Source organism: Pseudomonas sp. T8, from assembly GCF_024610635.1.
Classification (GTDB): domain Bacteria; phylum Pseudomonadota; class Gammaproteobacteria; order Pseudomonadales; family Pseudomonadaceae; genus Aquipseudomonas; species Aquipseudomonas chlororaphis_I.
The window spans coordinates 2031603-2048738 of the sequence record NZ_CP102374.1 but is presented as its reverse complement, the minus strand read 5'-3'; the positions used below and the strand labels follow the sequence as shown (position 1 = coordinate 2048738).

Sequence of the window (17136 nt, the reverse complement as noted above, 5' to 3'; positions counted from 1 at the left end):
TCGGTGCTTCGATAAAGCTGTCAATAAACGCTAATAGATCAAAGGTAAGTAAGCATGGACGCCCCCAATTCTTCCAGCCCCGGAAGACCAACATCTCAAACCATTGACGAAGTCTACTTGGTGCAAAACCCCGCGTTGGGTGCGATTTTGATGTGGAAGTTTGTCGAGGGATATAAGCGTGCTAGTGGTGGAAAACTGCCCTCAATGCCACTTTTGTTTCTCGTGTTGCCGGTGATTTTCAATGAATCCCTGCGCTCGGTGTTGGACAAGACCTTTCTCACTTCCGGGATGCGATTGTTTGTAGCCAAGTTCTCCCAACGTCAGGAAACCTTGCTGGCTATCCAACGGCGGATGCTCATGTTGCGCGACACATCACTATCCAGCCTATCCATCGCGATCGAAGGGGGGCTCCTCGCTCTTGATCATTCAAATGCGCTGGTCGATTTCAACTCAAAACCCTTTCCCCGAGGAACCCGGGAAGGAATCAGGTCGCTCGCCAAGCAGGCTGACAAACTCGGTGCTTGGTGCAGTTCGCTCACCATTCAGGAAGTCCAGACTGCACTACGGATTGGTTTCTAATGAAATTACAAATGCTCAGACTGATTTTGTGGCCCAAGAACGGCCGAAAATACCGAGATGTTGAATTCACTCCGGGGGCAGTCAACGTCATCAGTGGTTCTTCCAAAGCAGGTAAGTCGGCGGTAATTCCAATCATTGACTACTGCCTGGCTTCAGAAAAATGCGCTATCCCAGTAGGTACGATTCGCAATACGTGTGCGTGGTTCGGGCTTTTGGTGGATACCGATGAAGGCTTGAAGCTTTTTGCTCGCGCGGAGCCTGGGAACCAAAAATCTACCGATGACATGTTTGTGCTGGAAGGGGAACAAATCGAGATTCCTACCAGAATCGAGCAAAAAAATTCAAATCGTGCCGGTGTAAAGGACATTTTGAATAGGCTTTCGGGTCTGCCCAACATCGGCTTTGAAGAAGGCGTGCGCTATGGATTCAAGACACGCCCAAGCTTTCGGGATCTCATGGCTTTCACGTTCCAGCCTCAGAACATCGTGGCCAACCCGGACGTCCTGTTCTACAAAGCTGATACAGCGGGACATAGAGAAAAGCTCAAGGACATTTTCCCCTTCATCCTCGGCGCGGTGACCTCCCAAACCCTGATCGCCACTTGGGAAATGAAAGAGCTCGAGCGTCAGCAAAAGCAGCTGCAGTCAGAGATAAAGACACTTTTCGATGCCTCTGCTCGACTGCGCTCCGAGGCACGTAGCTGGTTTTACCAGGCGCGCGAGTACGGGCTGGTACCCGTGGATGCATCGCTGTCCGATGACTGGGCCGTGGCGTTGACACAGCTTCATCAAATCCTGGAGAAAAGCTCGCGAGATTCTGTGCCTAAATTCGAGGCAATCCAGACCTCAATCAATACCATCGGCGAATTGAAGAAGCGCGAGCAAGTTATCGCGACCAACCTGTTCGCCGGACGGCAGAAGCTCAATGAGCTGTCCCGAGTACAACGTGAGGCCGATGCATATTTAGGTTCGCTGGACACCCTGACAGAGAGGCTGTCGTTATCGACCTGGTTGAAGGGGCTTGTGAGTGATGACATCTCTTCGAAGGCTAATCTGCTCGGGTCTCATTCACTCACAGCGTCAGCTGAGCTGAGTGCGCTATGCGAGGCGCTTCATGGTATCGAGACTCTTGCCCAGCAAACCCCGGTTGTCTCGGCATCTGTGGAGAGTGAGCTGGTTAGGTTACGTAATGCAGTGCGTACCGATGCTGAAGAACTCGATGCAATCAGGTCGGAAATCAAAGCAATCGAGGCTCTAGATACTCAAGCTAAAGGCCTGGCCCTCCGGCAGTCTGACGTTGACCGATACCTCGGTCGGCTTCAGGAGGCCGTTAAGAACTACCAAGCTGCGCAGGTAGACGACGGCTTGACTGGAAAGCTTAAAGAAGTTGAGGACAAAATTGCTGCCCTTGCGCCGATGGTTTCGATAGATCAGGTACGAGAGAAAACCCGCAAGATCTTGAACTCACTCAGTGACTACTGCGCCAAGATCACCCCCGATCTTGATGCCGAATGGAAAGACGCCCGTATTGGTCTGTCGATCACCGACCTTGCCATCAAGGTTCGTCATGATGGCCGAGATGATTTCCTCTGGGAGGTGGGCAGTGGTGCCAACTGGCTCGCTTACCACGTCGCCATGCTATTGGCGTTGCAGAAGCTCTTCATGAGCAAGAAGAATGTGGAGCATCCAGTACCCCATTTCCTGATCTTCGATCAGCCGAGCCAGGTGTATTTCCCGGTGAAACGTGCGGCGAAAAATGAAGAGGAGCATGAGCTCGATGACGAAGATCGCGATGCGGTCAGGAAAGTCTTTGTTGCCCTCGCAGCTGCGGTAAATTCATCTGAAGGGCGTCTGCAAATCATCGTACTTGACCATGCGGACTCTGGGGTGTGGGGCGAAATTCCTGGGGTTATTCTCACCGAGGAATGGCGGGACAAAAAGCTTGTTCCTTCGTGGTTCGAGGAAGCCGCAGTGTAAGTGGCTAACCCCACCGACGAGTTCGGTTGATGACAAAACTGCGGTGGGAGCTGTGGATCGGGTCTACCGGCCAGGTTTCAAGTACAGCAGAGCAGAGGTTGTATTGGCCAACCTCTGCCAAAAAGGCGAGCGCACCGAAGATCTAATCTCGATCTCTCAACCAGAATCCACCGAGAAAGTCATGGGTGTGCTGGATGCTATAAATGGGAAGTGGGGCAGGGGGACGATGCGCTTGGCTAGTGTGCCGACCGATCCGGACTGGGGGATGCGCCGGGAGATGATGAGTCAGAGTTTTATGACACGTGTTGATCAGCTTTTGACAGTATATTGTAAATAAATAGTCAAAACTAACCTGTAGCTTTAAAGGCTGTCATTAGTTAAAGAAGGTTGATGTTTCTAGCCTGCAGGGGCGCTGAGAATTTTGTAAACTATGAGTTGCGACCGAAAAGTGGTAGCAGCACATTTTTGCATTCAATTGCCTCAATATTGTTTGGCTCGGCCTGTAGCCAAAAATTCACCTTGCCTGTGATAGAGTCGAGATAAAATGGGTCTTTGATTTTTTGTTGTGATATATGAGATAGAAAGCCATACGTGCGAATGTAAAATACATCTTGTTTGATCGATCTTCGAAGCTCTCTCGTTATTCTCAAGCTTTTTCCTGAAACAGAGAGTCCGGTAACAATTTTTTTGTTTGTTTCAATCATCAGTCTGGTTTTAGAGTTGTTTGTAGTCAAACCGCTATTAGAAATAATGCACTCGACAACTCCTAAAAAATTAGTTGAAATGTATCCGCCAGAAAACGTCATGTCATCCGCATAACGGGTATAGTTTAAGTTGTGCTTTTTCGAAAGTCTGGAAAGCCGTTCGTCAAGGCCACGTAAAAGAATGTTAGTTAAGTAAGGACTCGTTGATGCCCCCTGAACTAAGCGGCCTTCGTTGCAGCATAGAGCAGCTAGATAATAAGAGACATTCTTAGCGTAGCCGAGACTGAAGAAGAAATTTACAACCCATCCAATTTTAATCGAGGGGAAAAAATCCTTTAAATCCATCTTAAGCAACGTTTTACAATTCAGATGAGCGCTGGCATTAGTGAAGATTGATTTGCCAGGAACGTAGCCATGCGCATTCTCATGCACAGCACAATTTAATAGTATGTTTTTATAGATCCAATCTTGGCACTGGAGAAGACTAGGGTAAGGGGCTTCAATAAGCCTATCTCCCCCTGATCGTTTTTTTATAGTGAATTTTCTATAAAAACTAGAGCTGCCATTTATCATGCGTAGCAAAGTCTCGTACTTTATTCCCATCAGAAATGATAGGTGCTCAAGTTCGAATACAATTGGTGAACCTGACTTTAATAGCGCCGAAACTTGGATAAGATAGGTGTCGATGAGCTCGCGCGCGATGCCGCGACTTACAAAAAAACGCTTCCAATCTTCAATTTTTTTCATAAAAAACCCACAGACGACTACCTTCTAAACTCGCGCTCTAAACCGTAAGGCGTGCGGAAGTGGGCGAAGCCCGCTTTTGTGCGCCTTACGGTTTGCGGAAACGCGCAGCGTTGTAGCATCGCGGACATCGGTATGCTTCACCGCCGATGGCTGCGATATCGGTTATCGAACACCTTAACCTTGGGAGCGACTACACTCCAACGTACTAGCCTCTGTGGGCGGGGGTGAGGATACTACAGAGACGAAAAAAAACAACCCACAGAAAATTGTAAAATTTATGAATCTAAAAGATTTATGTTTGGCGCATACAGTTCGTCTATGTCGATCTTCCGGCCACGCATTTGTATAGGCACGCTCCGCCAACTTTTAGAGCCTGGTAAAACACGGCCCGATCCCGCTAAAAAAACGGATCGGCCAATAGTGCTCAGCGAAATTAAGGAGTTATGTTCAATCACGAGCTGCTTGGAAACCAAAGTGCTAAAAACTTTAAAAAAGACTTCTCCTGATAGCTTGCTTCGTTTAAGCAAGGTATAAGGCTGTAAACCTGAGGATGCCTCATGCAATACTCGAAGAATTGCAAAGTCCGCTCGAAGACGATCAGGTTTCGTGTAATAAATCATGCATCCTCCATGGCTCTATGCAAGACCGTAGATCTTTTTTTCAACTCACTGTTAATAGGCCACCAGAAAACTGGAAAAACACTATTAGGGGTATTGGCTTGTTCTCTGCAGTAAGCCGCTTGAGCGCCATTGTAGCCTAAGCTAGGCAGTTTGATTTTTCCGTGTTCTTGCGAAAGCCCAGCTTCCAGAGCAGTCATCAATGAACGATATTCTCTAGCCAGCTCCTCGGGATAACAATCATCGATAGCTTTTTTTATTTCATGCTGGGCGGTGATTTCTATTCCTGCATCTCTGGCGGCCTTGAGGCCATGCTGAGTGGAGACCAAAACCTTGAACGTTATGGAGAAGTTCTCAACATTGTTTTGCGTAAAGACGCGCATAAGCTCATTGTATCTACTAATTACAGTTTGGCCCGATCCTACAAAATCATCAACGACTACAATTTTATTACGGCCAGATCGTTTGTATGTTTTATATGCGGCACCGAAACTAGAAACTCCTAGAAAACCATTCCAGCCCTCTTTTGTGAAAATATACTTAAGATTGTATACGATTTCTTGAGAGCTATCCGTCCCTGAATCTGCCGCCATAGCTACGATCTGCGTATTTTCTGCGTAATTTTCTACACTCATTACTTCTCGGGCCAGTGCTGTCAGCTTTTCGCTATAATCTGAACTGGATAAATAGAAGAAATTGCTAATGATTTGGATCAGCATTTCACGCGATCGAGCGCATTTACATTCTTCATAAAGCATGTGGCTTAGCTCAGCAACTTTTGATCCAACCCATGGCTGTCGAGCAATCAGAGTAATGACGGCATTGAAAAATTCTTTATTTTCCATGTTATTACTTAATTGAGCTGAGGGTGGATTTAGATTGCCACAGAAAATATGGCCTAAGGCTGCGCTATAGGACTATAGCCGTATCCTTCAAGGGTAATCAAGGTAGGTTAACGCTCATCGCAGGGATCCTGGCCCTAGCTCAAAAATTAGCCTCGCTGAAGCCTCAGCCACTCCCTCAGATTGGCCACTGATTCACCATCGCGAGATATCGCTGTTTTTATCGATGCTGAAACGTTGAAGGGTTTTTTAACGTTATTTTTGATGGAAATGCCATAGTCTGAATGTGCTTGATTAATGGTTACTGGTGAGTGACCGCCCCCTTAAAAGTCATTAGGATAGCGTTTTAATAAGCAATCCATCCTAGGAAACTAACAAATGTCTCGTCTAGCTGAATACCGAAAGCTCGAACAACAATTAGCTGCGCAACTCGCAGAGCTTGAGTCCATGAAAAGCGATTCCGGCCTGAAAAAAGAAATGGAATTTGAAACAAAGCTGCGCGTTTTGCTCGCCGAGTACGGCTATAGCCTCCAGAACGTGATCAACTTGCTTGACCCACACGCAGGTCGTCGTGCACCAGCAACCGAGTCCAAATCCGGTACCCGCAAGCCGCGCCAGGTCAAGGTCTACAAAAACCCGCACACCGGCGAAGTCGTCGAAACCAAAGGCGGCAACCAGAAAACGCTGAAAGAATGGAAAGCAAAATTCGGCTCGGACACCGTAGAGTCTTGGCTGACCAAGTGAGTTCGATTTGAGTACAAAAGGGCCCCTCGAGGGCCCTTTTTAATGGCGTTTTTCCAGTAACATTAGATTCTAGCGGCACTATGCATCAGACCTCGAATGAGGCAAATGATTGCCATTGCTTTCGACCCAAAGAGGATGTGCGTCTGCTTTGTTCGATTGCAGAATCACCGAGGTCAACAAGGGAGGGGCGCGCGACCTCTCTGTCAGACTTTGTAATAATTCGCTTCACATAAGACGTTCCGAAACATTGTAGGATCTCATCCCCAATTTTTTTCAGGTCTATATGAACACCCTCCTGGAGCCTCCCAGTAGCTTTTTTCAACCCGAATACTGCATCAGTTCGCTCTTCGCTATTAAGCGTAGGTCGCGTTTTTTAAGGCCGCTTAACCTCGAAGTTCCGTCTTTGAGTTTCTCCGCGATTACCTACTCCAAGACTAACTGTGTCATCCCCAAAGCTTCGCCTCCTTGCATACGCTCAGGGAAGTCTTTCTCTCTTGCGCCTTTCGCTCTGAACATCAAATCCGCTCCTTCGAGCAGGGATTCGCTTGTTCGTGAAAAACACTCATTCACCCTAGTTCTTCGAGAGATAGAATAATCCCTATGGAATGGATTGCTGATCCCACGGCATGGCTTGGCCTGCTGACCCTGATCGTGCTGGAGCTGGTGCTCGGCATCGATAACCTTGTGTTCATTGCCATCCTGGCTGACAAGCTGCCGCCAGAGCAGCGGGATCGTGCCCGTGTCATCGGCCTATCCCTTGCGTTGCTGATGCGTCTTGGCTTGCTGGCCAGCATCTCCTGGATGGTGACCCTGACCGAACCTTTGTTCGAGGTCTTCGACAAGACGTTCTCGGGTCGAGACTTGATCATGCTGTTTGGTGGTGTGTTCCTGTTGTTCAAGGCAACCATGGAATTGCATGAGCGACTCGAAGGACACATGACCGAGCGTTCAGGTAATGCGGCCTATGCGATGTTCTGGCCTATCGTGGCGCAGATTGTGGTACTGGATGCGGTCTTCTCACTGGACGCTGTGATCACTGCTGTGGGCATGGTGGAACACCTGTCGGTCATGATGATTGCTGTGGTGATCTCGATTGGCCTGATGATTATCGCCAGTAAGCCACTGACTAACTTCGTCAACGGGCACCCCACGGTCATCATGCTCTGCTTGGGCTTCTTGATGATGATCGGTTTCAGCCTCACAGCTGAGGGTCTAGGCTTCCACATTCCGAAAGGCTATCTCTACGCAGCGATTGGCTTCTCGATCTTGATTGAGCTGTTCAACCAGGTGGCTCGCTCGCGTCGCAAGAAGAGCGTGCAAGGTCATCGCCCTATGCGTGAGCGTACCGCGCATGCCGTTTTGCGTTTGCTGGGTGGTCACAAGTTGGGGGCAGATGAAGTCGGCGAGGAAATCGCTGACATGCTCTCAGGCGGAGATGCCGATCAGGTTTTCCATCGACGGGAACGCGTCATGATCAGTGGCGTTCTTCAGTTGGCGGAGCGACCTATACGCAGTGTCATGACACCTCGTGCTGAAATCGACCACATTGACTTGGCCGATACTCCAGAAGAAATCCGCACCACACTGATGCACTCGTCGTACTCCAGGTTGCCGTTAGTCCGAGAGGGTCGGGTTGATGAGCCGTTGGGTTTCGTCCACAAGAAGGAGTTGCTGAAAGAACTGTTGGCAGGTAACCAGCCAAATCTGGAAACCATGGCCCGCAAAGCGATCAACTTGCTGGACAATTTTACGATTCTCAACGCGCTGGAACAGATGCGTAAAGAGTCGACTCACATCGCTTTCGTGGTGAACGAATTTGGTGACTTCATTGGTATTCTTACCATGACCGACATCCTCGAATCCATCGCAGGTGAGTTGCCCGATGCCAGTGAAATTGAAGGCCCGAACATCGTTGCTGAGGATGGAGGTTTCCTCGTCAGCGGTGCGCTGAACCTCAGCCAGATTCGCGAGCACATCAGCTTCCAAGCTAAAGCGACTGATGACTATCAGACGCTCGCAGGGTTGGTCATGAGTTTGCTGGATCGTCTGCCAATCATTGGGGATAAGCTCAAGTGGCAGGAGTGGAGCATGACGGTTGTAGAGGTCGAAGAGCGCCGGGTGACGAGGGTGTTGTTGCGTAAAGAATAAATGTAGAAACAAAGGCCGCATTTGCGGCCTTGTTTTTTTAGGGTGTTACTCGTGTGAATGGCCGTGCTCAGCGCTTTCGGAGGTTGCGCCTTTTTCACCGCCGCCGCATGCCGTCATCAAACCCAGGAAGCAGATCAGGAGCATCGAACGGATCAGAGTTGTTGGGGTTTTCATTGGAAGACTCTTCAAAAACGGATGAAATAAATGGTCTGTGTTCAGGCTGAGCACCGCATTTTCGGCAGTAGGACAGCCATCGCTGCTTCGGGCTACTGTTTGACGCCCAAGTAATCACCGGTCGTTTTCAGTGAGATGGTCACGTCGTTGTTGCTGCGATTACGCCAAAACCAACCGTGGGTGCCGTCAAAAATGGCGGTGAACTCACCTTTGTCACTTTTGACTTGCTTGCCCTTGGTGTAGCTGTGGAAGTAACCCTTTTCACCGTTGTAGGGCTCGCCATGGGTGTCATAGTTCACAGGCCCACCAGCCACTGTCCATTCATAGCTGACGGTTTTGTTCTTCAACATTTCCAGTTTGATTTCTGTCCCTTCACCTGGCTTGAGCGTGACGGTCATTTGATCCGTCTTCAAAGCAGGGTCAGGTGTCGCCACCGGCTGGGCAGCAGGTTTCGCAGTAGGTTGGGCTTGCGCAACCTGCGAAGCTGGAGCTGGAGCTGGAGCTGGAGCTGGAGCTGGAGCTGGAGCTGCTGGTTGCGGTGGCGCTGCATCCGCCAACGCCTCTTGGGCAAGGATGATCTTCAATTCGCCCATTTGGGTCAGACCCAGTGCGCGGCCCACACCCGTAGGATCAACGGCATATTCCGAAGGCATGACAACGGTCGCTCCATTGAGCGATTGCGCCACAAGTGCTGGTTCCCGGTGAGCGAAAGCAAGCTCGAAGAGGCCCAGCAGTCCTACCTGCGCTACGGGCGTTGGTCGTTGCTGCTGAGCTGGGTGCCCATCATTGGCGATCCACTGACGGTCGCCGCCGGGGTCATGCGCGAGCCATTCTGGAGTTTCCTGCTCATCGTTACCTTGGCCAAGGGCGTGCGTTATCTCGTGCTGACCGCCGTTACACTGGGGTGGGCATGACGACGGTTCATACGACCCCGCATGCTTCGCTAAATCCGGGTTCTCAGCCCACCGGTCATGCTAAGCAAGATGAGCGAAGGTCATTTTCCAAGAAACGGGAGGTTCTCTTCTCTAACGGCGTGAGCGGTTTCATCGTATAGAAACGGGAGGAACATATAGCGACGGCCCCGGATTACAGGAGTGGCTTCGTGCAAAAGGGAGCATGAAAACACCACCGCTCCTCCAGTCGGGGCACTGTACAGAGCTTTTCCAAACTCTGGAAAATTCAGCGCACCTCCATCGTACTCTCCCGAATTAAGAAACAAGGACACGGCGAAGCGGCGATGCGCTGTGCCCTTTGTAGTGTTATCCCTATGGCGGAAGAAATGCCCGCCTTCTTCGCTGCTGTAACAGGCCACCATACAGCGCTCCATCCGAGTGGTATTGAACTGGAAGGCTTTGTGTATCTCCGGAATAAGTCGGCTGTTTATACGCCGCGTACATGCTTTGGATAGAGCCTCATCTTCTATAGTGCAGTCGCGTCGTTGTTTGTGGTTATGGTCGGTGATTTGGATTGTTTTTCCTTGCCTTTCCACCATAAAGCCAGATTCCTGCCCACCATGGTCATCGTAGTAACGTATCAGCGCTTTACACAATGCAGGTTCGAATATACGGGGAATCACCAGAACGGGTGCTTGTTGAGTGGCTGCATGTGCTTTTTCCAATAACGGCAAATTATCCAGACAGCGCATCAATGAGAGGATATGGCTCTGAGTCGGTTCTTCTACTGGAATGACAGCTAAGACGCGCAGCGCAGGATCTAAAATATAGGTCATTTGCCTGATGCTACCGTCTACCTGCAATGCACCGTAGAGCGAACTCACTGAACGGTCAAAATCCCAGATGACGCGCATCCCTGGTATCGAATCCTGTATCCGCCCAAGCTTTTCGTCTTCTGGGTCTACGGAAACACCAAAGAAACAGACGTGATCGTCATCAAACCGTCTGCGATGAGTCTGAACGCCTTCCAGAATTTTGATTGATGTAGGATCAACCGAAGATCCCAGGAAAGAAATTACTACATACCGACCGGCAATAGTGTCGAAGCAAAAACGCTCTTTTAGTTGAGTGCGGCAATAGAACCAAGGGGCAGGTTCACCGACTGAAAATGCAGTGGCACGCATAACAACTCCTTGCCGTAGCAGTGATCGTAATAGCAGTAAAGCCAAGAAAGACGTGCCGTGCATGCCTTGTTGTCAATTGAGTCGCTTACAGGTGGGCTACGGTGCCGAAAGCTGTGATAACGAAGGCAGAGGTAAACCCTCTAGCTGAAGTACCGATGGATCTGGCAAATTTCCGGAATCGGTCGATCACCACGCATGAACAAAATAAGCATGCTTGATTGATGAAGGCTATTGGCCATATTGTACGAAGCGTGAGAGGTCTCACGGCTAAAAAAATATGAGCATGGAGCAAGCCCTGATGAAACTGTCTGCCGTTTTGATCGCCGCTTTACTTTCGATTACGTCCGTTGCTGCCTTCGCGCACAGCGGCGGTACTGATTCAAAAGGTTGCCATCGCAACCATAAAACGAACGACTACCACTGCCACTAAACGGTAAAAGCCCAGCTTGAGGCTGGGCTTTGATGCAAGCTGGCTTCTTCACATTTGTGGAGGCCAGTTATGCGATTCACCTTGGCATTCCTTGCACCAGGCATAGAGTGCGTCGTACATGATCAGGCCATGCATAAGCATCTCATGGTCGTCTGCAAAGCGATGTGACAGTCCCAGTGAGATTGCGTACAACCCAGCCGATTGCGGCGTCAGATCCAGGCGCGAGGTATCTGCTCCGCGCACGATCTTGGCCAACTGCTGCAAGGAGGGCTCGCTGAGTTGGTAGTTCTGCAGAAACGCATCGAAGCTGCACAACTCCCCTTCGTGGGTAGTGACAGTGCCGTCACCAATACGTACAGAAAGAAATACGCGCCGCCAATGACCCAAGGGTTGGCAGACACCTGCTCACTAAACGCTTCCTGCTGGGTTTTGAGATTTGTCAGGTCGAGATATTGGCCTAGATCGAAGATAAAAAAAGAACTGATCAGCGCAGTTATCACCACCAAAAGTATGAGCTTACGAAGGTTCATGAGAGTGGATCCTTTAGCGTAGAAACTGAACACTCCTGAAAGCCGCCCAGCAAGGCTGATGGTGGAAGATCGTCAGTTCCATTGAGTAAACGATCACGATAAGAAAGTGCTGCAGGGCTCTGTGAAGGCCATTGTCGATCGAAGTCCTGGAGGAAGGCCGCATGGTCGTATTCAAGCGAGATTGCTTCGACATAGAGTCCGAGCAACTGAGCGCGATAAAGCGCCTGGGGATGGGGGGTGGAAGCTATCCGTGTGACAAGCCCTTTACGTTCTGCGTTGAAGTTTGGAAGGCCGGCAGCACCGTTATTTATCACCGCCCCAGAACCCCAGCTCAAGGCTGCGGGGGAGCAGGTGTGGCTGGTGGCTAATACGTCGATTTTTCGTTCAGCCATCCAATCCGCCAATTCCTTTTGGCGATCAACAGATTTTAATGCCTGACGTGAACACTGCCAGCCGGCAAGTGAACGCTCATCACCATGACTGATGGCGACTGTACGTCCGGCGACTTCGACCAGTGCATGGGCAGGACGCAACGAAACTGAAGTCCTCAACGAGGGAAGAGTAGCGAAGGTCTCACACAGCAATTCATGGATAGAGTTTGACCGAGCGACCGTGAGTTCGGTTACCTCCTCAGGATAGGCGCACCCGCATCCCGTTCCGCTGTCTTCCACGCGAACTAACTCAGTTTCGACGTTACCGCGAAGAAGAACGTGAGGGGTAACGCGTTCCTCGATACCCCGGAAGATTTCTGGATCACGATCAAACCAGTGCAAGTCGCCGTTGAATACAGCAAGAGCTTCTGGCTCATCTGCTAGCAACATTTCCAGCGCATCTAACGCATAAGTGTTTCCGTAAAGGCCACCCACGACGTAGAGCGTTTTGCAGCCAAATTGTGCTGGGCCGTTGAATGCCGTGGGCGGCAACCTGTAGTCCAGGGATTTCGCCAGCGCCGCAGGGACGTTATCAGAAACATTTATCCCTACTAGGGTGGCGTGTACGCCAATCAAACTGAACGCAAGAATGGCAACAAAACCCAGCAGTCCAGCAACGAAGAAAGACCTACGCATCGTTCGTTCTTCGCTGATGAAACCACGATCCGTCAGGACGGGATCATGAAACGGGTAGCTGAAAATCTGAAGCCCTGCGACCAGTAATAAATCAACGCCTGAACTCATCGCCCAATGGCTGGTGCTCATCAGCTCCTTGGTGCTGTGCTGCGGTAAAACCAAGCCAAGCACCCAGACAAGGGCAATCAAGAAAATTCCAGCTTGGGCCGCATCGGTCATGATGGAACTGCGAAGTCCACCACGCAGGCTGTAAGCCAGCGTCACCACGGTGAACAACGAGGCGGCTAAGATAAACCCAGTGCTACCGGCAGCACCATAATAGCCACCGACCACAGCGGTGTTGCTCCAGACTTCGTTAAAGAGTCTGATAAGAATAGCCGCGCTGAAAGCCAGTGCAGCAGATCGACCGTAATTGGTGGTCAGAAAGCTGACCAGTCCCGTCGCTCCAAAACGTCGGCGCAGCCTGAATATGACTAAACCTGCCAGCGGGATCGAAAGCCAATACGTGGCATAAGCCAGGCCACCAATCAACCCATAGCTTGCGCCCAAGTTGGCAGCGTTCGTCACCGATTTGGCGAAAATCCAACTGATAAAAATACTCGATGTAAGTAGCCAGGGAGCCGCGCTACGACCTTGAGAATCTTCGCCATGGAAAAAGCCACCCAGGGTTACAGCACGAGGTGACAATGCAAACATAATGAGGCCATAAATCAGTAAAAACCCCCAAAAAAACACACCTAGTAGACTATTCGGCTCCATTGATCCACTCCCTAATCTTTTAATGCGCCGGCGCAACTCGAGCCCTGACCAGCGGTGCAAGCAAAGCAATGGTCGCGTGTATTGATGGGGTTATTTTCCAAGCTTGAAGATTGGAGCAAGTCACGCAGATGAGGCCGGTCACGACCAATCAGATCAGGCATGAACATCGGCAGGTCTAGCATTTGGTTGAAGTCGCAGTCGTAGAGGTAACCTTGCCAGTCGACGCTGACCAAGTTCCGGCACATGACTGCATCGAGATTCTCTGATCGATAGCTATCTCTCAGCAGCTGCATGTAATTACCGAACTGCCCCTTGCTAACCAGGGTGCTTCCAAATCGGGCAATCGGTTGGTTGGTAATAGTCAGGAGATGGTTGAACTGAATGCCGAAATCCTCAGCCAAGTGAGCGTTGTAATCGATCTCGAGCTGAGCCTGCGGCGGGGGCAAGTTTGCGCCTTGAGGGTTGTAAACAAGATTCAGGATTAAGCCGGTATCAGAAAGGCCGTATCCAAGACTGTTGAGCTTCTTGAGGCCTTCAATACTGGCGTCGAATACCCCATCACCTCGTTGCTTGTCGACATTCTCACGGGAATAGCAAGGCAGAGATGCAGTCACATCTACTCCTTGTTCTGCCAGAAACTCCGCTAAGCCTTCATACCCTGGCTCACTGAGGATCGTTAAGTTACAGCGGTCAATGACTCGCAATCCTTCTCGCCGAGCATGGACAACGATTTCTTTGAAACGGGGATGCATTTCAGGAGCGCCACCCGTCAGATCAAGGGTTTTCACTGGATGGGCATCAATGACTTGATGCAACAGCGCCAGACTTTCATCCGTCATGGATTCCTTGCGAGTAGGGCCTGCATTGACATGGCAGTGCAGGCAACGCTGGTTGCAAAGGTAGGTGAGGTTGATCTGCAAGGCTTCCAGATGCCCACGGCGGAGGGGCGGAAAGCTCAGTGCATTCAGAAGCGGTAACATTGCGTGCATGGCGTACCTACTCTCGAAAACTGATGTTCTGAGGCCATAGCCTCTCGATGTTCCAGATTGATCTCTCTTAACCGGCTAGTGATCGCTCTGAGGCCTTCTAGCACGCGTCCTCTCAACCCCGACGTCGCCAAATATCTACTTGCTGACTATTGGACTTTTCAGTCCGTAAACCAGGAAAATTTACGTATTTCAGTATTGAGCACCGATGCTAGAAGCCTATTATCTGTCAGAAAAAATTGGTTTTGACTCATCACACGCCTCCGACAGACAGTACGTGATCGAGATACAAAGCATCATTTGATGCCGAGTGGTCGATCCAGCGACATTGAACCACCACCACGTGCGACTATGAGCAATAGCAGACCTGTCCAGGAAAGGTGTGTTGGCCAGGCGTCAGGGTAGACAAACACTTGGATTACAAAAGTCATGCCCAGTAATGCGAATGCTGATAGTCGTGAGAACAGGCCCAGCACAAGAAGCAGTGAAAACAAATGTTCGCTGTAGGTAGCAAGATGCGCGGCTAGTTCCGCAGAGATAAATGGCAGTGAGTATTCTGTGCGAAACAGCTCATAGGTACTGGGCGTGATCGTCAAAAAATCACTGACTTTGGTGCGTCCTGACATCAAGAAAATGGCCGCGATGGATAGGCGAGCAACCAGCACCAATAGCGAGTCACCAATCATTAAGCCGAGTCGGTCTGCAATGCGGTTCCACATGCCTCGCAAAGATTTGTCGGCTGTGGACGACGTATTTCGTATCACGTCCATGATGTGCTCCGTTGGTTAAGTTGGTGTTAAGTCTTCAGCAGAGCTATGGGTGTTTACAGCGACGAACGCGTCGACACTGAACAAGCGGGCAATGAGTTCTGCCAGATCCAAATCAGACTGAACCTCAAGGGCTTTTTCTGCGGCCAGTTCAAGCGGCAGGTGTGCCGCGCAGGCGTCTAGAAACGTGCAATCCGCTGCACTGACGGCCTCCCAACAAACACGACCTTGCTTGCGCGTCAGAAGTGCTCCTTCGCCGCGCCAGTCTAGCTCGTCAGGCATGTCCCTCTGTTCTCGATTGAGGCGCCAAATGGTGTAGGCCGGGTGGTCTGGGAACCAGGCCCAACGGGAAGCGACCTTCGGTGTGAGCCGGCTACGGGCCAACTCTTTTTGGGACAGGCTCGCTAACGCGCTCGGATTAATGTCGGGTTCATCTTTAGCGCAATGGACTTGTGTCCAGAGCAGATCCAGGCGGGCGACATCACCCAGATATGACATTTCTCGCGCATGCTCAAAAGCGTCGAGAAAATCCGGGAGATCAGCGCCGTAGTGCAGCAGCCGGGAATCCGTCGGTGGCGACTGCCGGGCATAAATCGCTGCGGCAGCCTTGAGCCAGTCTGTCCCGACCAAACGCTCGATGGTGGGAAAGTTGGCGAGCAATGCGTCCGTGGATCCTTTCAATACAGTGTTGCGGTACACCAAAAAACCGGGCTGTTCGATTAGAGCAGTCATTCCAGTCGAATTTCGCTCATATAACGCATCGACGAATGCATCCTGAAAGCTTGCGAGTGGTGTGTTCATATCGTCACTTCCGATGGTCGCCTCTTACCGATGTTCAGCACCGTCTGTGCTCTGTCTCGTTCAGCCAGCAAGACGTCGAACCCTGGGATATTGTCGTCGCGCTCGATCAAGGTCGGGCGCATTCCGATCCGTTCGATAACGCGTTGATAGAGCAACCAGACGTCGTCAGCGATTGGGGCATCGTGAGTGTCTATCAGTAACCGCGTATCTCCAGGATCCACCGCGTGGCCTGCTAAATGGATTTCCACGATTGCCTTGGCCGGGAAGGCATCCAGATACGTTCCCGCATCAAAACCCAGGTTTTGCGCGCTGATGTGGACGTTATTGACATCCAGCAGTAACCCACAACCAGTTCTCGCGCTCAGCTCGGTCAAAAAGTCGAGTTCGCTGAATTCATGACCATCCAGGCGTAGGTAATGGGTGGGGTTTTCAACGGCAATAGGACGTCCTAGGGCGTCCTGTGTCCGATGGATATTGCTTACGATGCGTTGTAATGCCTCGACCGTGCGAGGAAATGGCAGTAGGTCAGGATGATACTGCCCACGCCATGCTGACCAGGCTAGGTGTTCGGAAATCAACGCAGGCTGAACGTGATCTACCAGTGCTTTCAGGCGCTTCAAATGGTTTTCGTCCGGCGGACAATCGGCAGCTAGTGAAAGTGAAACGCCGTGCAGCGACAGCGGGTGTTGACTCCCAATTGCCTCCAGCCATGCGAGACGGGGGCCACCACCTACCATATAGTTTTCCGGATGAACTTCGAACCAGAGCCCCTCAGTCGTGCAGTCAAGCGCATCTGAGTAATGATTCGGTTTCAGGCCGAGCCCGGCCCCCATCTGGCGTTCAGTTTTCATGGTTGGTGTGCCCCCGTGGTATTACGATTACTTAGGTGCGAGAGTACCCATGCCCTTTGGAGTCTTGATGGAGGTGCAAGTACCCGCAGGGACGTTTTTCCAGGCATTAGACTGGTAGTCCACTTTGGCGGTGCCTGCACAGGTGGTACCTGCACCTGCCTTGCAATCGTTCTTGCCTGCCAGGGAAACGCCGTAACATTTCTCCATGGCGCCTGCGGCATCAGGAGTCTCTGCGGCCATAGCACCTGCAGCGAATGTAGAGAAGGCAACAGCGAGGGCGGCAAGCTTGAGATTGTTCATGGTTGTGTCTCCAGATGATGGGGGTTGGTCGTCGCAT

Annotated in this window: 17 protein-coding genes and 3 pseudogenes; 7 read left to right on the top strand and 13 right to left on the bottom strand. The window is 50.8% G+C overall.

The window, feature by feature from the left end; all coding sequences use genetic code 11:
- Window positions 1-54 precede the first annotated feature (54 nt).
- Genes NRG23_RS09075 through NRG23_RS09065 form a run of 3 tightly spaced genes read left to right on the top strand, consistent with a single transcriptional unit; the run spans window position 55 to window position 2892 of the window.
- On the top strand, window positions 55-579 hold the full coding sequence (locus tag NRG23_RS09075; protein WP_257374421.1) for a three component ABC system middle component: 525 nt from the start codon (window positions 55-57) through the stop codon (window positions 577-579).
- Complete coding sequence (locus NRG23_RS09070) at window positions 579-2555, top strand: DUF3732 domain-containing protein (RefSeq protein ID WP_257374420.1); 1977 nt, start codon at window positions 579-581, stop codon at window positions 2553-2555. The genes NRG23_RS09075 and NRG23_RS09070 overlap by 1 nt, the downstream gene beginning before the upstream one ends.
- A complete protein-coding gene (locus NRG23_RS09065; protein ID WP_373922251.1) occupies window positions 2452-2892 on the top strand; it encodes a DUF4113 domain-containing protein in 441 nt (146 codons plus the stop codon). Before NRG23_RS09070 ends, NRG23_RS09065 begins: the two co-directional genes overlap by 104 nt.
- 91 nt (window positions 2893-2983) lie before the next feature.
- Here NRG23_RS09065 and NRG23_RS09060 read toward each other — a convergent pair whose 3' ends face one another.
- The 3 genes from NRG23_RS09060 to NRG23_RS09050 all read right to left on the bottom strand — a co-directional run bounded on the left by NRG23_RS09060 (window position 2984) and on the right by NRG23_RS09050 (window position 5468).
- A complete protein-coding gene (locus NRG23_RS09060) occupies window positions 2984-4006 on the bottom strand; it encodes a reverse transcriptase family protein (protein ID WP_257374419.1) in 1023 nt (340 codons plus the stop codon).
- 275 nt (window positions 4007-4281) lie between these two features.
- Window positions 4282-4626 (bottom strand): hypothetical protein, encoded by a 345-nt coding sequence (locus tag NRG23_RS09055; protein ID WP_257374418.1) that lies wholly within the window; start codon window positions 4624-4626, stop codon window positions 4282-4284.
- Window positions 4623-5468, bottom strand: coding sequence for a hypothetical protein (locus NRG23_RS09050; RefSeq protein WP_257374417.1), 846 nt, complete (start codon window positions 5466-5468; stop codon window positions 4623-4625). The genes NRG23_RS09055 and NRG23_RS09050 overlap by 4 nt, the downstream gene beginning before the upstream one ends.
- 375 nt (window positions 5469-5843) lie before the next feature.
- Here NRG23_RS09050 and NRG23_RS09045 point away from each other — a divergent pair, with 375 nt between their 5' ends.
- Both NRG23_RS09045 and NRG23_RS09040 read left to right on the top strand, forming a co-directional pair.
- Window positions 5844-6209 (top strand): histone-like nucleoid-structuring protein, MvaT/MvaU family, encoded by a 366-nt coding sequence (locus tag NRG23_RS09045; RefSeq protein WP_257374416.1) that lies wholly within the window; start codon window positions 5844-5846, stop codon window positions 6207-6209.
- A gap of 600 nt (window positions 6210-6809) precedes the next feature.
- Entirely contained in the window at window positions 6810-8357 is a 1548-nt protein-coding gene (locus NRG23_RS09040; RefSeq protein ID WP_257374415.1) for a TerC family protein, read from the top strand.
- Window positions 8358-8402: 45 nt separating this feature from the next.
- Here the strand turns inward: NRG23_RS09040 and NRG23_RS09035 are convergent, their stop codons facing one another.
- Window positions 8403-8531: a hypothetical protein gene (locus NRG23_RS09035; protein WP_256556348.1), complete on the bottom strand. Its 129-nt coding sequence runs from the start codon at window positions 8529-8531 to the stop codon at window positions 8403-8405.
- Between the two features lie 92 nt (window positions 8532-8623).
- A pseudogene (locus NRG23_RS09030) lies at window positions 8624-9193 on the bottom strand (transmembrane anchor protein); the annotation flags it as partial.
- On the opposite strand from NRG23_RS09030, the pseudogene NRG23_RS09025 reads away from it, so the two are divergent.
- A pseudogene (locus NRG23_RS09025) lies at window positions 9191-9445 on the top strand (YqaA family protein); the annotation flags it as partial. The pseudogenes NRG23_RS09030 and NRG23_RS09025 sit on opposite strands and share 3 nt — an antisense overlap.
- A gap of 80 nt (window positions 9446-9525) precedes the next feature.
- Here the strand turns inward: NRG23_RS09025 and NRG23_RS09020 are convergent.
- A complete protein-coding gene (locus NRG23_RS09020) occupies window positions 9526-10608 on the bottom strand; it encodes a 2OG-Fe(II) oxygenase (RefSeq protein ID WP_257374414.1) in 1083 nt (360 codons plus the stop codon).
- A gap of 298 nt (window positions 10609-10906) precedes the next feature.
- On the opposite strand from NRG23_RS09020, the gene NRG23_RS09015 reads away from it, so the two are divergent.
- The gene (locus tag NRG23_RS09015; protein ID WP_257374413.1) at window positions 10907-11038 is read left to right on the top strand and encodes a YHYH domain-containing protein; all 132 of its coding nucleotides are present in this window, start codon (window positions 10907-10909) and stop codon (window positions 11036-11038) included.
- A gap of 48 nt (window positions 11039-11086) precedes the next feature.
- Here the strand turns inward: NRG23_RS09015 and NRG23_RS09010 are convergent.
- From NRG23_RS09010 to NRG23_RS08975, 7 genes and pseudogenes are all read right to left on the bottom strand, one after another.
- Window positions 11087-11380: pseudogene (locus NRG23_RS09010) on the bottom strand (chromate resistance protein ChrB domain-containing protein); the annotation flags it as partial.
- A 184-nt stretch (window positions 11381-11564) separates the two neighbouring features.
- Entirely contained in the window at window positions 11565-13394 is a 1830-nt protein-coding gene (locus NRG23_RS09000) for a hypothetical protein (protein ID WP_257374412.1), read from the bottom strand.
- Window positions 13395-13405: 11 nt separating this feature from the next.
- Entirely contained in the window at window positions 13406-14383 is a 978-nt protein-coding gene (gene arsS, locus NRG23_RS08995) for an arsenosugar biosynthesis radical SAM (seleno)protein ArsS (RefSeq protein ID WP_257374411.1), read from the bottom strand.
- Window positions 14384-14676: 293 nt separating this feature from the next.
- Entirely contained in the window at window positions 14677-15150 is a 474-nt protein-coding gene (locus NRG23_RS08990; RefSeq protein ID WP_257374410.1) for a DoxX family protein, read from the bottom strand.
- Window positions 15151-15165: 15 nt separating this feature from the next.
- The gene (locus NRG23_RS08985) at window positions 15166-15948 is read right to left on the bottom strand and encodes a DNA-binding domain-containing protein (protein ID WP_257374409.1); all 783 of its coding nucleotides are present in this window, start codon (window positions 15946-15948) and stop codon (window positions 15166-15168) included.
- Window positions 15945-16799 (bottom strand): DUF692 domain-containing protein, encoded by an 855-nt coding sequence (locus NRG23_RS08980; RefSeq protein ID WP_257374408.1) that lies wholly within the window; start codon window positions 16797-16799, stop codon window positions 15945-15947. The genes NRG23_RS08985 and NRG23_RS08980 overlap by 4 nt, the downstream gene beginning before the upstream one ends.
- A gap of 27 nt (window positions 16800-16826) precedes the next feature.
- Window positions 16827-17099 carry a DUF2282 domain-containing protein gene (locus tag NRG23_RS08975; protein WP_257374407.1) on the bottom strand — a complete coding sequence of 91 codons (273 nt, stop codon included), beginning with the start codon at window positions 17097-17099 and terminating at the stop codon, window positions 16827-16829.
- Window positions 17100-17136 lie beyond the last annotated feature (37 nt).

Bases quoted from the DNA above. Each gene is read 5' to 3' on its own strand.
- NRG23_RS09050 (WP_257374417.1), bottom strand. From the start codon at position 5,468: ATGGAAAATAAAGAATTTTTCAATGCCGTCATTACTCTGATTGCTCGA.
- NRG23_RS09045 (WP_257374416.1), top strand. From the start codon at position 5,844: ATGTCTCGTCTAGCTGAATACCGAAAGCTCGAACAACAATTAGCTGCG.
- NRG23_RS08990 (WP_257374410.1), bottom strand. From the start codon at position 15,150: ATGGACGTGATACGAAATACGTCGTCCACAGCCGACAAATCTTTGCGA.
- NRG23_RS09015 (WP_257374413.1), top strand. From the start codon at position 10,907: ATGAAACTGTCTGCCGTTTTGATCGCCGCTTTACTTTCGATTACGTCC.
- NRG23_RS09060 (WP_257374419.1), bottom strand. From the start codon at position 4,006: ATGAAAAAAATTGAAGATTGGAAGCGTTTTTTTGTAAGTCGCGGCATC.
- NRG23_RS08985 (WP_257374409.1), bottom strand. From the start codon at position 15,948: ATGAACACACCACTCGCAAGCTTTCAGGATGCATTCGTCGATGCGTTA.
- NRG23_RS08980 (WP_257374408.1), bottom strand. From the start codon at position 16,799: ATGAAAACTGAACGCCAGATGGGGGCCGGGCTCGGCCTGAAACCGAAT.
- arsS (WP_257374411.1), bottom strand. From the start codon at position 14,383: ATGCACGCAATGTTACCGCTTCTGAATGCACTGAGCTTTCCGCCCCTC.
- NRG23_RS09070 (WP_257374420.1), top strand. From the start codon at position 579: ATGAAATTACAAATGCTCAGACTGATTTTGTGGCCCAAGAACGGCCGA.
- NRG23_RS09040 (WP_257374415.1), top strand. From the start codon at position 6,810: ATGGAATGGATTGCTGATCCCACGGCATGGCTTGGCCTGCTGACCCTG.
- NRG23_RS08975 (WP_257374407.1), bottom strand. From the start codon at position 17,099: ATGAACAATCTCAAGCTTGCCGCCCTCGCTGTTGCCTTCTCTACATTC.
- NRG23_RS09075 (WP_257374421.1), top strand. From the start codon at position 55: ATGGACGCCCCCAATTCTTCCAGCCCCGGAAGACCAACATCTCAAACC.
- NRG23_RS09055 (WP_257374418.1), bottom strand. From the start codon at position 4,626: ATGATTTATTACACGAAACCTGATCGTCTTCGAGCGGACTTTGCAATT.
- NRG23_RS09020 (WP_257374414.1), bottom strand. From the start codon at position 10,608: ATGCGTGCCACTGCATTTTCAGTCGGTGAACCTGCCCCTTGGTTCTAT.
- NRG23_RS09065 (WP_373922251.1), top strand. From the start codon at position 2,452: ATGCGGACTCTGGGGTGTGGGGCGAAATTCCTGGGGTTATTCTCACCG.
- NRG23_RS09000 (WP_257374412.1), bottom strand. From the start codon at position 13,394: ATGGAGCCGAATAGTCTACTAGGTGTGTTTTTTTGGGGGTTTTTACTG.
- NRG23_RS09035 (WP_256556348.1), bottom strand. From the start codon at position 8,531: ATGAAAACCCCAACAACTCTGATCCGTTCGATGCTCCTGATCTGCTTC.